This is a genomic window from Achromobacter mucicolens, from assembly GCF_902859725.1.
Taxonomy (GTDB): domain Bacteria; phylum Pseudomonadota; class Gammaproteobacteria; order Burkholderiales; family Burkholderiaceae_B; genus Achromobacter; species Achromobacter mucicolens.
The window spans coordinates 75,172-89,600 of record NZ_CADIJP010000021.1; the positions used below are offsets into that span (position 1 = coordinate 75,172).

The window sequence follows — 14,429 nt, forward strand, 5'->3', positions numbered from 1 at the left end:
AAGACAATGGCTTCAGGATTCAATCAGAAGAACAAGCAGTGCAGCTTGCAGGAACTGGCGGCGCTGGTGCCCAACGGGGCATCGATCGCGCTGGGCGGCAGCTTCCTGCATCGCGGACCGTTTGCGTTCGTGCGTGAACTGATCCGCCAGGAAAAGCGCGATCTCGAACTCATCAAGCAGTCGCCGGGCTACGACGTGGACATCCTGTGCCGGGCGGGCGTGCTGCGCCGCGTGCGCGCGGGCATCGTCGCGATGGAGGGCAACTTCGGTCTGGCGCCCTGGTACCGGCGCGCCGTGGAACGCCACGAGATCGAGCTGGAGGAACATGCCTGCGCCAGCCTGACTGCGTGCCTGCGCGCGGCGGCCTTCGGCGTGCCGTTTCAGCCCTGCGGCGGCCTGCATGGCAGCGGCCTGCCGGAACTGAACGGCTGGAAATGCCTGGAAGACCCGTACGGCAGCGGCGAGAAGACGTGGGTAGTGCCCGCGATCCGGCCGGACTTCGCGGTGATCCAGGCGTCGGAGGTGGATGCGCAGGGCAACGTGCGCGTGCATGGCACCGCGCATTGGGACCGGATCATGTCGCGCGCCGCCGGCAGTGTGCTGGTCGTGGCTGAAAAGCAGGTGGATAGCGCCGTGTTCGAAGCGCAGCCCGAATCCACGCTGGTGCCGTATTTCATGGTGCAGGCCTATGCGGTCGTGCCGCGGGGCGCGTGGCCGGGATCCTGCTGGCCCGATTACGCCATCGACTATCCGGCGGTGGAAACCTACATGGACAAGAACAGCGATCTGCGCGCGCACCTGGCTGCGGCGCCCGAAGCGCGGGAGGGAAATCATGGCTGAGCAATGGTCGGGCTTTTCGTACATCGTCACCAATCTGGCGCGCTTCATCCGCCCCGATGAAATCACGTTCAGCGGCGTGAACTCCACGATGCCCATGCTGGCCTGCCTGCTGGCCAAGCGCGCGTATGACTGGGACTTCGTCTACATCAACGTGGCCGGCGGCGTGAACCCGCGGCCCTCGCACATTCCGTTGTCCAGCTCCGATCCGGTGCTGGCCGAGCACACGGCGTCGATCTTCTCGAACGAAGACTTCTACGACCTGTGCACGCGCGGCCGCATGGACCTGACGTTTCTGGGCGCCGCGCAGATCGACGGCGCGGGCTGCGCCAACAACTCGTGCATTGGCGATTGGCATGAACCCAAGGTCCGCCTGCCCGGCGGCGGCGGCGGGGCGGTCATGCTGCCCACGGCGCGGCGCGCCTGCACCTGGCGCACCGAGCATTCGCGCCGCACGTTCGTGCCCAAGCTGGACTTCATGACGTCGTGGGGCGGCTTTCATGGGGTGGTCACGCCGATTGCCGTGTTCATCAAACGCGACGGCCGGCTGGCGCTGCAATCCTGGCATCCGGAGTCCAGCCTGTCCGAGGTGCGCGAGCGCACGGGCTTTGAGTTCGACGCCGCCGGCGCGGGTCCGACCGAACCGCCGACTGAGCGCGAAGCCCTTGCCTTGCGCGAACTGGACGCGGACGGGCAGTTCGAACGCGACGCCGCCGTCGCGCTGCGCTGATCGCGCATCCACCCATCACAACGAGCCCGGTACAGGGGGAATCAGTCATGTCGATTGCCGATGCCACGGTCGTGGCGGCGTTTGCACGCTTGTGGGACCAGCCGGAATGGGCCGCGCGCCCCGCGCTCGTGACCGCCGAGGAAACCGTCAATTACGCGGACCTGCGCCGTCGGGTGGGGCAGGCCGCGGGCGGCCTGAGGGCTGCCGGCGTTGCGCCCGGCGACTACGTCGGCGTGGCGATGGAGCGCTCGCTGGCGCAGGTGCTGGCCATTCTGGGTGTCATGGCGGCGGGCGCATGCCCGTGCCCGCTGGAGCCGCGGCTGTCGGTTGAGGAAACCGCGCGGCGCGTGGCGGCAGTGGGGCTGACATGGATGCTGGCCGATGACGACAACGCCGCCACCGCGCGCGGCTGCGGCCTGCCGGCGGCGCGCGTGCTCGATGCGGCCAAGATCGCGCAGGGCGGGCAGGACTGGTCCGGCGCGGATGTCGCGCCAGAGGCCCCGGGGCTGCTGCTCTTTACGTCCGGCAGCACCGGCAACCCGAAGGGCGTGCTGCTCAGCCACCGGGGGATCGTGAACAACGCGCGCGGCGTTCTGGCGCATACGGGTCTGACGCCCGGCGATCGCCTGCTGCACGTCATGCCGCTGCACCACACCAACGCGCTCAACAATCAGATCTTCACGCCGCTGCTGGCGGGGGCGAGCGTGGCGCTGGCCGGCCGGTTCCGCGCGCAGGACATGCCGGGTCTGCTGGCCGCCTTCCGGCCCACGATCATCACCGGCGTGCCGACGATGTATGCGCGGATGCTGGAATTGACGTTCGATCCGGACAGCCTGGCCGGCCTGCGCTTTGCCCGTTGCGGCTCGGCGCCCATCACCGAGGCCTTGCACCGCCGGATCGAAGCCTTCCTCGGGTGTCCGCTGGTCGTGTCCTATGGCCTGTCGGAGGCCACGTGCACGTCCACCATGAATCCGCCCGCGGCGCGGCGCGTGGGATCGGTGGGCACGGTGCTTGAAGGGCAGGACGTGAGCCTGCACCTGTCCGACGGCAGCCTGGCGCCGGCAGGCGCCGAAGGCGAGATCTGCATCGCGGGCGACAGCCTGATGCTGGGCTATCTGGGCGTGGACAGTGCGGACGCGGGGGCGCCGCGTCTGTTGCGCACGGGCGACCTGGGCCGCTTCGACGCACAGGGTTATCTGATGATCACCGGCCGCATCAAGGACGTCATCATCCGCGGCGGCGAGAACATTTCGCCCGCGCTCATCGAAGGCGTGGTGACGGGGATGCCCGGCGTGGCGGCCTGCTGCGTGGTGGGGGCGCCGGACGAGGATCTGGGAGAGACGCCGGTGATCTTCGTGCAGGGCAATGGCGACTGTCCGCCTGACGCGGCCGCGATACAGGCCGAGGTGCTGGCGCGGCTGGGCCGGATCTACGTGCCGCGCGACGTGATCTGGGTCGACCGGTTGCCGGAGAACGCGGTGGGCAAGGTGGACCGCAAGGCGCTGGCCCGGCAGGCGGCGGGGCGCGAAACGGTGCAATGAAAAAAGGGGGGCGTGAAGCCCCCCGATTGACTCTACGTTCCAGTCGTCATTCGACCTTGCCGATCCGCTGGACCGCCACTTCCAGCGAAGCGGAGTCCTTTTTCCAGTAGTCGTCGAACGCCGGCGCGTCCAGGTACTGCACCGGGCTGCCGGTGCCGGCGATGCGCGCCTGCACCGCGGGATCGTCCGCGATCTGCTTGACGGCATCGCGCAGCTTGTCGATGACGGCGGGCGGCGTGCCGGCCAGCGCGAAGATGCCAGACCACTGCACGAAGCTGGCGTCAAACCCCTTGGACTTGAGCGAGGGCACCTGCGGCAGGCTCTCCAGCTTGCCATCGCCCCAATGCGCCAGTGGGCGCACACGTCCGGCCTGGATGAGCTGCATGACGCTGGATGGGCCGGTGGCCAGGGCGTCGACCTGCCCGCCGACCAGCGCCTGCACCGCGGGACCCGCGCCGGTGAAGGGCACATGCATCATCTTGATGCCGGCGGCGTTCTGCAGCATTTCCATCGGCACGTGCATCGTGCCGTAGATGCCCGAGCTGCCGTAGCTCAGCTTGCCGCCCTGTTTCCTGGCCGCCTCAAGAAATTCGTCCAGCGTCTTGTAGGGCGCGTCCGCGCGCACCACCAGCACGGTGGGATCGGCCGTGATGCGGGCGATCGGCACAAACTGGTCCAGTTGATAAGCGGGTTTGCGTTCCAGCAGCCGATCAGCCGCGGGCAGGATGGAAATCGACGACAGGCTCATCAGCAGCGTGTAGCCATCGGGCTTGGCACGGCCCGCCTGGCCGATGCCGATCGCGCCGCCGGCGCCGCCCTTGTTTTCGATGACGATCGGTTGGCCCAGCTTGTCGCCCAAGGCCTGGGCAATCGGGCGGGCGATGGTGTCGGCCACGCCGCCGGGCGGGAAGGGCACCACCAGCGTGACGGGGCGTTCGGGATAGCCGGCGGCCAGCACGGTCATCGTGGCCGTCGCACTCAGGCATAGCAAGGCAGCCGCGGCCACCTGTTTGCAGCGCAGTTTCATGTCTCACTCCTTATGGGCTTTCGTGCTGCGCGGCGCCGGTTTCATTGACCGGCGCTCGTTGGCGCGGGCGTCAGACGAATCGGTTCTCGATCCTTCCAATGCCGTCGATTTCAATGCGGACGACGTCCCCGCTCTTGAGGAATTGCGGCGGATTCAGGCCCTGACCCACGCCAGCGGGCGTGCCCGTGGCGATGACGTCGCCGGGATACAGCGTGATGCCGCGCGAGCAGGTTTCGATGAGCGTGGGGATGTCGAAGATCAGGTCTTCCGTGTTGCCATCCTGGCGCAACTCGCCGTTCACCCAGCAGCGCACGCGCGTGTTGCGTCCGTCCAGTTCGTCGGCAGTGACCAGCCACGGACCCATCGGGCAGAAGGTGTCGAAGGATTTGCCCAGGTCCCACTGCTGGTGGCGCATCTGCACGTCGCGCGCGGTGACGTCATTGACCACGGTGTAGGCGACGACGTGGCTCATGGCTTCGGCGCGGGAGATGTTGCGCCCGCCCTTGCCGATCACCACGGCCAGTTCGGCCTCGTAGTCGATCTTGTCGGAAATGCCGGTGGGCAGCGTCACGTCGGACCAGGGACCCACCACGGTTTGCGGCACCTTGGTGAAGACGATGGGCCAGGACTCCGGGTTGGCGTCGTTGTCCTTGAAGACGGAGTCGCGCAGTTCCTTGGCATGGGCGTGATAGTTGCGGCCCACGCAGAACAGGTTGCGCGGCTGCGCCGGCAGGGGCGCTTCGTGCTCGACCTGATCCCAGCGATAGGACGGTCCAGTCTGGGCGGGCAGGGCGCGGCCCTCGGCCATCCACCGCACCGCCGTCAGGGCGCCGGCCGCGGCCAGTTCGGGCGCGAAGTCCAGCGCGGTAACCGTGCTGCCGTCGTCCGAGACCACGCCCACGCGCCGCTCACCATTGACTCGAAATACCGCGATTTTCATGCTTGCTCCTGCGGGGCTTACGCCGCCCGTTGATGAAATACCAAAAAATACCAATTTGAATAATTCAGGCCCAATTGGTGCTGTTCGGCAGGATAAACCAAAATTCTCGGCAGGCGAATCCGTTTATTGCCGGATAAGCAGGAATTTATTGGACTGATTTGGTATCATCGCGGCATTCATCCGGGAGTCCTCATGGACAAAGCCTCCGCCATGCGGGCGGTCATCATCGAAAACCTGCAGTCGGGCGTCTGGCCCGCCGGACATCGCCTGCCGACCGAGCGCGCGTTGAGCGAGGAATTCGGCCTCAGCCGGTCTACCGTGCGCCGCACGCTGGCGCAGTTGAAGGACGACGGACTGATCTCGCAGCGCGTGGGCAGCGGCACCTACGCCAACCCGCCTTCGACGCTGGCGCAGACTGAGGCGTTTTTGCGTGGCGAAGTGCTGTCAACCAGCCCCGCCGAACTGATGGCCGCGCGCCTGGTGCTGGAACCGGCTATTGCGGCACTGGTGGTGCAGCACGGCACGCCGGCGGATTTCGCCGCCATGCAGCATGCGTGTGACGAGGCGGAGGCCGCGGCCAGCTTTGAAGCGTTCGAGGTGTGGGACGCGAAGCTGCACGAACTGATGGCCACGGCCACGCACAATCTCTTCATCGAAAAGGTCTTCGCGTTGATGACCGCGGCGCGTTCGCAGGCCACCTGGGGTGCGCTCAAGCGCAAGAGCCTCACCCCCGAGCGGCGCGCGGCCTACCAGGCCGAACACCGCGAAATCGTCGAGGCGCTACATGACCGCGACGCAGACCGCGCGATGGCGGCGGTGCGCCGGCATCTGGTGCACGTCAGGGAGAACTTGTTGGGCTGAGGCAGGGCATGGTTGGGGCGCGGACGCCTAGTTCACGCGCAGATGCCGTTGCAGCGTATCCAGAAACACCTTCGCCCGTGCCGGCGTCACGCGGTTGTCTGAGAGCGCGTAGATGGTCGCCGGGGGCAGTTTCCAGTCTGGCAGGATCTGTTCCAGATCCAGTTCCCGCAGTGTTTGCGACAGCGCCAGGTGGCTGGGCATCCAGGCAATGCCCAGACCGGCGATGGCAAGCTGCACGCCCAGCGCCGAGCTGTTGGTGCCGATGTGGGTGGGGCCGCGGACGTTCAGCAGGCTCTCGCCTTCCCCCAGTGTCCAGTCCTGCAGGTCGCCGGTGATGATGCGCTCGTGCAGGCCCAGGTCTTCCGGGCAGGTCGGCCGGCCGAATCGGTCCAGGTAGCTGCTGGCCGCCACCAGCACCCACTGCACCTGCGCGACGTGCTTCTGGATGAACGCCGAATCCTCCAGCTCGCCCGAGCGCAGCATCAGGTCGAAGTGCTGGCCATTGCGCCCCGTGTCGGCCAAGCCAAGCTCCACCTCAAACGAGATCTGCGGATAGGTTTCGCGCAGCTCTTTCAGCACCGCCGGCAGGATCGTCGTCAGGCCGGGCATGACTGACACGCGCAGCGTACCCGCCAGGTGGTTCAAGCGTGAATTGATGATTTCATGCGCCGACAGGGCGCCTTCGACGTGTTCCGCGCAATGATCGAAGTACTGCTGTCCGATGGCCGTCAGGCTGACGCTGCGCGTCGTGCGGTTCAAGAGCTTGTAACCCAGCGCCTGTTCCAGCTGCGTGAGCCGCCGCGACAACGTGGCGACAGGGATGCCGAGCGCGGCGGCGGTGGCGGACAGCTTTCCACGCTTGGCGACTTCGACGAAGTAATGGATGTCCTGCATCGAGATATCGTTTCTGTTCATGATGAGTTCCGGGCGCGAGCCTTGATTGCCTGCCTATTGTCGGCGTGACCGCGCCTGCCGATTGTTGCCATTGCGGCAACATCATGGTCCCCGCGCCGGGGCTACTGCGGTCCGGCGGGCCGGCCTACGATTTGGGCGTCGAACAAGCAAGCGCCGCGCCCGGCAACCCGATCGGGAAGCGCCCAACCCACCCAGGAGCCATCATGAGCCAACGTCTCAACGCCTTTGCCCAATCGCCGGAACTGTTCAAGAAGTTTGTCGAATTCACCATGCTGGCCAAATCCGGCACCATCGAAAAGTCGATCCTTGACCTGGTCGACATCCGCGCCTCGCAGATCAACGGCTGCGGCTTCTGCCTGGACATGCACATCAAGCAGGCCAAGCTTGCCGGCGAGCGCGAACTGCGCCTGCACCATGTCGCCATCTGGCGCGAATCCAATCAATTCTCGGCGCGCGAGCGCGCGTGCCTAGCCTGGACCGAAGCGCTGACCACGCTGGGCGTGCATGGCGTGCCGACCGAGGTGTACGAGCGCGTGCGCGGCGAACTGTCCGAAAAGGAAATCTCGGACCTCAGCTTTGCCGTCATGGCCATCAATGGCTGGAACCGGCTGAACGTGGGATTCCAGACCGTGCCCGGCTCGGCCGACAAGGCGTATGGGCTGGACAAGGCCCAATTCAACTAAGGATCGATCATGAAAATCCTCGTCATCGGCGGCACGGGCCTGATCGGCTCCAAGCTCGTCAAACTGCTTGCCGGACGCGGCCATGAGGCCATCGCCGCCTCGCCCGCCACCGGCGTGAACACCATCACCGGCGAAGGCCTGGACGCGGCCCTGGCCGGGGTCGACGTCGTGGTCGACGTGGCCAACTCGCCGTCCTTCGAAGACAAGGCAGTCCTGGAATTCTTCCAGACCTCCGGCCGCAACCTGCTGGCCGCCGAAAAGCGCGCGGGCGTGCGCCATCATGTCGCGCTGTCGGTGGTGGGCACCCACCGCCTGGCTGAAAGCGGTTATTTCCGCGGCAAGATCGCGCAGGAAGACCTGATCGAAGCGGCCGGCATTCCGTACACCATCGTGCACAGCACCCAGTTCTTCGAGTTCCTGGGCGGCATCGTGCAGTCCGGCACGCAGGGCGACGAGGTACGGCTGTCCTCCGCCTACGTGCAGCCCATCGCCTCGGACGACGTCGCGCTGGCCATGGCCGACGCCACGTTGGGCGCGCCCGTGAACGGCATTGTCGAGATCGCCGGTCCGGAGAAGGTCAGGTTGTCCGAACTGGCCCAACGCTACATGCGTAGAATCGGGGACACCCGCACCGTGCACGCGGACGCCGGCGTGCGCTATTTCGGCGCGCTGCTGGACGACAGCACACTGGTGCCGGGAACCAGCCCGCGCCTGGGCGATATCGACTTTGACACCTGGTTCAGCCACTCGGACGCGAGAAAGTAGCGGCGGTCACAAGGACCTACATGAGCAAACTGCGGCCTCCTCCCCCAAGCCTCCTGGACAAGTACCGGGGCGGCGACTTCCGTCCCCTGTACACCACCAGCGTGACGGTGCGCGGCGGGGAGGCCGCGCATGGACGCGCCTCGGGCATCGCCATCTCAGACGACGGCGAACTGCTCGTGCAATTGCGGCTGCCGGTCGAACTGGGCGGCTCGGGCGGCGGAACCAACCCCGAGCAGCTCTTTGCCGCCGGTTATGCGGCGTGTTTCCACGGCGCGCTCAGCATGCTGGCCGAGCGGTCCGGGCTGTCCATTCCCGACGCCTCGGTCACCGCCACGATCGCGTTCGGACGCGACCCCGTCGATGGCCTGTTCGCGCTGAAGGCGGATGTCAACATCCACCTGCCCGGCCTGGACAAGGCCATTGCCGAAGAACTGGTGCGCAACACCGAGCGCCTCTGTCCTTATTCCAAAATGGCGCAGGGCGGCATCGAAAGCGTCGTCGCACTGACGCAGTAGCGCCGCTTGCCGGAGCGCCTTTCTACGAGCCTTGCCGCCTTGCGCTTCACGCCGGCTTGACCAGCAGGCTGTCCAGTATCTGCAGATCCATCGCGCGGATGTTCTCCGTCATGTAATCGATAAACACGCGCATGCGCGTCGGCAGGTGCTGGCGGCTGAGAAAGCACAGGTAATGCCCGCGGTCGTCCGGCGCATATTGCGGCAGGCAGGCCACCAGCCGGCCCGCCCGCAGGTGGTCGCAGACCTGATAGGCCGCCATCTGCGCGATGCCGTGTCCGTCCAGCACGGATTGCAGCACCAGGTCCGCGTCGTTGAAGGTCAGCATGCCGGGCGGCGCCACCTTGCGCATCTGTCCGCCCACCTTGAACTCCCATTCGAACACGCGGCCGGACGCCAGCTTGAAATTCACGCAGGCATGGTCCGCGATGTCCTCGACGCTGGCGGGCAGTCCGTGGTGCGCGACATAGGCCGGCGACGCGCACAGCATCATCTGCATCGGGATCACTTTCTTGGCGATCACCTGGCTGTCTTCCATGCGCCCGTTGCGAAAGGACACGTCCACGCGGTCGGTGGTGAAGTCGGTAGGGCCGTCGTCCAGCAGCAACTCCACCGAGATGCCCGGATTGGCCTCGCGAAATCCCTTCAACAGCGGCGCGACGACCTTGCGGCCGAAGCCCACGGTGGCGCACACGCGCAACTGGCCCGACGGCGGGCCCTCGCGAAGGTCGCGCATGTCGTCCAGCGCCTGGATGATGCGTTCAACGCCCGGGTGGCATTGCTCGTAGAAGCGCTGGCCCTCGGGCGTGAGCGACGTGCTGCGCGTGGTGCGCACGAACAGGCGCGTGCCGAGCTGATCTTCAAGCTTCTGCACGCTGCGGCTGACGGCCGAGCGGCCGATGCCAAGCCGGTCGCCCGCCTTGGCGAAATTGCCTTCGGCGGCGACGGCGATGAAGGCCATGACACCGGCATAGCTGGTGGCAAAGCTGTCGGCCAGGGAATCCGGTCCGGCCGAAGCAGGGGTATCCGAGGGGGCAGGGTAGGGTGTCGACATGGTGGCGGCGCCGCAAGTGGGTTGATCCTACAGCTAAGACGGCGCAGCCCGCAATCTTGTGACATCACGCGCAAAAAAAAGGCCTTGCCCCGAGGGGAAGGCCTGGCGGGCCGACGTTAGGCTCCTGCCGCGTGCCGGGCGTCCCTATTTGACCGGGGTCAGGGCGGGCGCGCCTTGCTTCTTGATGAGGACGACAAGGAACTTGGCCGGCTGGGTCTGGCTGGCATTGCGTCCCACCGTGTGAACGTCGTCTGGCCCTTCATAGAAGGTTTGCCCGGGCGTCAGCGTGACTTCCTTGCCGCCCTTGACCTGCATGACGATGCTGCCTTCCAGCACATAGACAAAACCATAAGCATCGTGGCGGTGAATGGGATCGGCCCCGCCGGGCGGATAGTCGACGATGAGCATCAACGCGTCCTTGCCGGGAATGTCCGGCAGCGCCTTGGTCATCAGTTCGGTGACGATGGGATCGGCGGCCGTGGCGCCGGACGATGCGTGATGGGAGGCGGCGTAAACGGGCTGGCCGATCAGCGCCGCCGCGGCGATGAAGGGCAATCCGAACTTGGTGGTGTTAGACATGGCCTGTCCTTGCGTGTGAGTGATGACAGGTCCATCGTAGAAGCGCGGCCCGCGAGGCGGTAGGCACGCACAAGGGATCACCGTGTTGCCTGCCAGGCACCAACGCATCAGGCCGCCAGCCGCGGCGCGTAGCCGGGGGCGACCGCTGAGCGAATCTCTGCCGGTGTCTGACACCCTTGGGAGATGAACTTGGTATGAAGCAGATCTCACCAGGGTGTCAGACACCTGGAGCGAAAGCAGCCACACGCGAAGCGCCATCGCGACGACGCAAGACGCTGCGTAAGCCCACGAAGGCCGCCCGCGCGGCCGCCCGGGGGCGGGCCCCGCAAGACGCTTCTCTTCCAAACGACTGCGTGCAAGAACCTCAAGAACCCGACTCGCCCCGGCACCCGTAAAGATTCAACCGTAGAGCCCGGTGTGGCGTGGGCCTGGGGTGGGCGGGGCGTTTAGATGCGCCCGGCGGAAACCGAAGGGAGCCGAAGGCGGACGAGGTTGTGCGCGGGGGGGGGCCGCCTAGGCTAGTCCGGAGCGAAGGCTCCGGACCGCAATCGGAGCCCCGCCCGCCCCAGGCCCACGCCGCGCCGGGCGTCTCAAGAACCCAGCCGAATCCCATGCAAACGTACCAGTCCCAAACCCAATGCAGCGCAATACCCTTCCAACGGCACACCATCCACGCGCCTCAAGCGCCCTTGAGCGCCGCGGCGATGCCTGCGAGCTTGTCGGGATTGCGCTGCACCAGCACCCGCGTCAGCCGTTCGCCATCGGTCTCGTAAGACTGCACGGATTCGAGTTCGCCATCGATCAAGCGCAAGAGGGTCCATTGCCCGTTCACCTGCACCACCCGGACATCCAGCGCGTCGCGATAGCGCCGCTTTCCCGCATAAAAGAGCTGCGCCAGCCGCTTGCCGCCCACCAGACTGGCAAACGCGGTGACCTTGTCGCCGCCGTCGCCGATCAGTTCGGCGTTGTCGCTCAGGAGCGCAAGCAGTCCGTTGAAATCGCTGCGCTGCATCGCGTCGGCAAACGCCTGCAACAGGCGCTGCAGCGTCGCGCGCGGCACGGCCTCGCGCGGCGCGCCCTGGCGCAGTTGCTGGCGCGCGCGCCGCACCATCTGGCGCACGGCAGCCGGGGTCTTGTCCAGCGTTTGCGCGATGTCTTCGTAGTCCGCATCGAACACGTCGCGCATGAGAAACGCCGCGCGGGCATCGGGCGACAGGCGTTCCAGCATGAATAGAAACGCCACCGACACATCGTCCGCCTGCTCATGGATCTGTTCCGGCGTGGAGGGCGCCGCCATCAGCATGGGTTCCGGCAGCCAGACACCAACGTAGTGTTCGCGTTCAGCCTTCACGGCTCGCAAGCGGTCGATCGACAGGCGCGTGGTCACCGTGACGAGCCATGCTTCGGGGTTCTGGATGACCGCGCGGTCAGCTTCGTGCCAGCGCAGCCACGCTTCCTGCACGACGTCTTCGGCCTCCGCCACGGCCCCCAGCATGCGATAGGCAATGCCATAAAGGCGGGAACGGTGCTGGTCGAAGCGGGCGGTGTCGGTCATGGAAAGGGCCAGCGCCGGGGCGAGGCGCAAGGAAGGCAAACATTTTGCCGTAGCGACCTGGCTGCGACAAGCGCGCGCGACGTGCACGCGGCTCTCATGTCCTGCCCGGTGCGCCGGCGCAAACCTGATCGGCGGTTGTGTGTCCGTGGCCGTCGTGCGTTGCCGCGCGCCCCCTACGCGCTCTCGCGCGTCACGATGCGAAAACCGATTTCCACCACCGACTGCGCGGGACGCTGGCCGTTGGCGCGCAAGCCGATCATCTCGGCCGCTTGCGCGCCGATCGCGGCGCCGTCCACGTGCACGGAGGTGATGGCCGGAGACATCGACGCGGCGATGTCCATGTCGCCAAAGCCCATCACGGCCAGTTGCCCAGGCACGTCCAGCCCTTGCGCCGCGGCCTCGGTCAGCACGCCGGCCGCCATCATGTCGGAACTGCAAAACACCGCGTCGATGCCTTGGCCCGAACGCTGCAGGGCGCGCAGGCCTTCGCGGCCTTGCGCGTGCGTCGTCGGCGCGGGCATGTAGTGCACCAACGGTTCGGGCAGGCCCGATTCCAGCGCCGCGCGAACCAGGCTTTCGGCGCGTAGCCGGGCGCGGTGGTCGTCGCCGCTCAGCACCGCCTGCCGCGTCTTGCCCGCGTCGCGCAGGTAGTGGCTGACGGCCGCGCCGATGGCGTCGTGCGACAGGCTGAGCAGCATGTCGATGGGGGCGTCCGTGGCATCCCACGTTTCGACGATGGGGATGCCCGATGCCTTGAGCAGCTGCCGGCCCTGCGGCGAGTGCATCACACCCGTCAGCACGATGCCGTCCGGGCGCCGTCCGATGATGGCGCGCAGCAGCGCGTCCTCGCGGGGCGAGTCGTAGCCGCTCTGGCCCACCATAAGCTGAAAGCCTTTGGCCTCCAGCGACTGCGTCAGCGCGGTCAGCATCCCGCCAAAGAGCGACCCGGCGATCGAGGGCACCAGCACCATCACCAGGTTGCTGCGCGACAGGCGCAGGCTGCCGGCCATCAGGTTGGGCACATAGCCCAGCGCCTGGATCGCGGCGTTGACCTTGTCCAGCGTGGCGGGCGAGACCTGCTGCGGTGTGTTGATGGCGCGCGAAACGGTAATCATCGACACCCCGGCCGCTTGCGCCACCTCGCGCACGGTGACGTTGGCGCGCTCCGGGGAGCGGGAAGGGGAGTCGGCGGACGGCATGCGGGACGGGTGCATCAAAAAGGGAGTCGAAAACGGCGGGGTGCAACTGGCGTCAAGCCTAACCGCAGACGTGCGCCTTGCGGGCCGGATGGTGTCAGGGTTTGTCCGGATGGCGAAACGTCTGCGCCGCGAAATATTCTAAAAAAGCCGTCATGTTAACGTTAACAAAAGAAATGTTAACGTTAACGTAAATAAAAGAACCCGATCCGGAGACACGAATGAAGATCAATGCGCGCAATTGGATGATTGGTTTGACCCTGATGGCCGCCGCAGGTGCGGCGCAGGCGTGGCCTGACAAGGCCGTCACCGTCGTCGTCCCATTCCCGCCCGGCGGCGCAACCGATTCGGTGGCGCGCGCGCTGTCCAACAAGCTGGGCGAACAGCTCAAGCAATCCTTCGTCGTGGAAAACAAGGCGGGCGCCACCGGCACCATCGGCGCGTCGCAGGTGGCCCGCGCCGCGCCGGACGGCTACACCCTGATGGTCACGTCGCTGGCCCCGCTGGTCGTGGCCCCGCACCTGATGAAGGGCATCACCTACGATCCGGCCAAGGACTTCACGTACCTTACCGTGGCCGTGCAGACGCCGAATGTGCTGGTGGTCAGCCCCAAGCTAGCGCCGCAGATCAACAGCGTGCAGGACGTGCTGAAGCTGCTGAAGGAAAAGCCGGGCGCGATCAGTTTCGCGACTTCCGGCGCGGGCTCGTCCGACCACCTGACCGCCGAACTCTTCTGGCAGAAGACCGGCACCAAGGGCCTGCATGTGCCTTATAAGGGCGGCGCGCCCGCCATTTCCGATCTGCTGGGCAACCAGGTGGACATGTCGTTCCAGAACGTGAACGCGGTGCTGCCGCATATTAAGTCCGGTAAGCTCAAGGCCATCGCCGTCACCGGTTCCAAGCGCTCGCCGGTGCTGCCGGACGTGCCCACGTTTGCCGAGGCGTCCGTGCCCGGCGTCGATGTCTACGCCTGGCAGGCCGTCGTGGCCCCGAAGAACCTGCCCGCCGACGTGCGCGACAAGCTGTCCGCCGCCCTGACCGCCGCGCTGAAGGATCCGGCGCTCAGCAAGCCCTTCACCGACATCGGCCTGGAGGTCGTCGCCAACTCGCCCGAAGCCTTCACCAAGTTCCAGCAGCAGGAAAGCGCGCGCTGGAAGCAGGTCATCGAGACCGGCGGCATCTCCGTGCAATGACGCAACGCGCCCGGCCCCGCCGGCCGGGCATTTTCAAGAAG

The 14,429-nt window shown here is 66.5% G+C and carries 15 protein-coding genes; 8 read left to right on the forward strand and 7 right to left on the reverse strand.

Annotation, left to right across the window (positions count from 1 at the left end; genetic code table 11):
• Positions 1-6 precede the first annotated feature (6 nt).
• From HV786_RS22990 to HV786_RS23000, 3 genes are read left to right on the forward strand one after another with little or no spacing between them, the layout of a single operon-like run.
• A complete protein-coding gene (locus HV786_RS22990; RefSeq protein WP_128828711.1) occupies positions 7-840 on the forward strand; it encodes a CoA transferase subunit A in 834 nt (277 codons plus the stop codon).
• Positions 833-1,567 carry a CoA-transferase subunit beta gene (locus HV786_RS22995; RefSeq protein WP_062839197.1) on the forward strand — a complete coding sequence of 245 codons (735 nt, stop codon included), beginning with the start codon at positions 833-835 and terminating at the stop codon, positions 1,565-1,567. Before HV786_RS22990 ends, HV786_RS22995 begins: the two co-directional genes overlap by 8 nt.
• A gap of 47 nt (positions 1,568-1,614) precedes the next feature.
• The gene (locus tag HV786_RS23000; RefSeq protein WP_175211904.1) at positions 1,615-3,108 is read left to right on the forward strand and encodes a class I adenylate-forming enzyme family protein; all 1,494 of its coding nucleotides are present in this window, start codon (positions 1,615-1,617) and stop codon (positions 3,106-3,108) included.
• 46 nt (positions 3,109-3,154) lie between these two features.
• Here the strand turns inward: HV786_RS23000 and HV786_RS23005 are convergent, their stop codons facing one another.
• Positions 3,155-4,135: a tripartite tricarboxylate transporter substrate binding protein gene (locus tag HV786_RS23005; protein ID WP_128828710.1), complete on the reverse strand. Its 981-nt coding sequence runs from the start codon at positions 4,133-4,135 to the stop codon at positions 3,155-3,157.
• A 70-nt stretch (positions 4,136-4,205) separates the two neighbouring features.
• Entirely contained in the window at positions 4,206-5,075 is an 870-nt protein-coding gene (locus HV786_RS23010) for a fumarylacetoacetate hydrolase family protein (protein WP_128828709.1), read from the reverse strand.
• Between the two features lie 192 nt (positions 5,076-5,267).
• Between HV786_RS23010 and HV786_RS23015 the strand changes: the two genes are divergently transcribed.
• A complete protein-coding gene (locus HV786_RS23015; RefSeq protein ID WP_062839193.1) occupies positions 5,268-5,936 on the forward strand; it encodes a FadR/GntR family transcriptional regulator in 669 nt (222 codons plus the stop codon).
• Positions 5,937-5,963: 27 nt separating this feature from the next.
• Here HV786_RS23015 and HV786_RS23020 read toward each other — a convergent pair whose 3' ends face one another.
• Positions 5,964-6,851 carry a LysR family transcriptional regulator gene (locus HV786_RS23020; protein ID WP_128828708.1) on the reverse strand — a complete coding sequence of 296 codons (888 nt, stop codon included), beginning with the start codon at positions 6,849-6,851 and terminating at the stop codon, positions 5,964-5,966.
• A 203-nt stretch (positions 6,852-7,054) separates the two neighbouring features.
• Here HV786_RS23020 and HV786_RS23025 point away from each other — a divergent pair, with 203 nt between their 5' ends.
• Genes HV786_RS23025 through HV786_RS23035 form a run of 3 tightly spaced genes read left to right on the forward strand, consistent with a single transcriptional unit; the run spans position 7,055 to position 8,814 of the window.
• Positions 7,055-7,534 (forward strand): carboxymuconolactone decarboxylase family protein, encoded by a 480-nt coding sequence (locus tag HV786_RS23025; protein ID WP_056323593.1) that lies wholly within the window; start codon positions 7,055-7,057, stop codon positions 7,532-7,534.
• A 9-nt stretch (positions 7,535-7,543) separates the two neighbouring features.
• Positions 7,544-8,299, forward strand: coding sequence for an SDR family oxidoreductase (locus tag HV786_RS23030; protein WP_128828707.1), 756 nt, complete (start codon positions 7,544-7,546; stop codon positions 8,297-8,299).
• Between the two features lie 20 nt (positions 8,300-8,319).
• Positions 8,320-8,814, forward strand: coding sequence for an Ohr family peroxiredoxin (locus HV786_RS23035; protein ID WP_128828706.1), 495 nt, complete (start codon positions 8,320-8,322; stop codon positions 8,812-8,814).
• 46 nt (positions 8,815-8,860) lie between these two features.
• Here the strand turns inward: HV786_RS23035 and HV786_RS23040 are convergent, their stop codons facing one another.
• The 4 genes from HV786_RS23040 to HV786_RS23055 all read right to left on the reverse strand — a co-directional run bounded on the left by HV786_RS23040 (position 8,861) and on the right by HV786_RS23055 (position 13,198).
• Positions 8,861-9,865, reverse strand: coding sequence for a LysR family transcriptional regulator (locus tag HV786_RS23040; protein WP_128828705.1), 1,005 nt, complete (start codon positions 9,863-9,865; stop codon positions 8,861-8,863).
• A 144-nt stretch (positions 9,866-10,009) separates the two neighbouring features.
• Positions 10,010-10,444 carry a cupin domain-containing protein gene (locus tag HV786_RS23045; protein ID WP_128828704.1) on the reverse strand — a complete coding sequence of 145 codons (435 nt, stop codon included), beginning with the start codon at positions 10,442-10,444 and terminating at the stop codon, positions 10,010-10,012.
• A gap of 679 nt (positions 10,445-11,123) precedes the next feature.
• Positions 11,124-11,999 carry an RNA polymerase sigma-70 factor gene (locus HV786_RS23050; protein ID WP_175211905.1) on the reverse strand — a complete coding sequence of 292 codons (876 nt, stop codon included), beginning with the start codon at positions 11,997-11,999 and terminating at the stop codon, positions 11,124-11,126.
• Between the two features lie 173 nt (positions 12,000-12,172).
• Positions 12,173-13,198, reverse strand: a complete 1,026-nt coding sequence (locus HV786_RS23055; protein ID WP_167427998.1) for a LacI family DNA-binding transcriptional regulator — start codon at positions 13,196-13,198, stop codon at positions 12,173-12,175.
• A 218-nt stretch (positions 13,199-13,416) separates the two neighbouring features.
• Here HV786_RS23055 and HV786_RS23060 point away from each other — a divergent pair, with 218 nt between their 5' ends.
• Entirely contained in the window at positions 13,417-14,388 is a 972-nt protein-coding gene (locus HV786_RS23060) for a Bug family tripartite tricarboxylate transporter substrate binding protein (protein ID WP_128828703.1), read from the forward strand.
• Positions 14,389-14,429 lie beyond the last annotated feature (41 nt).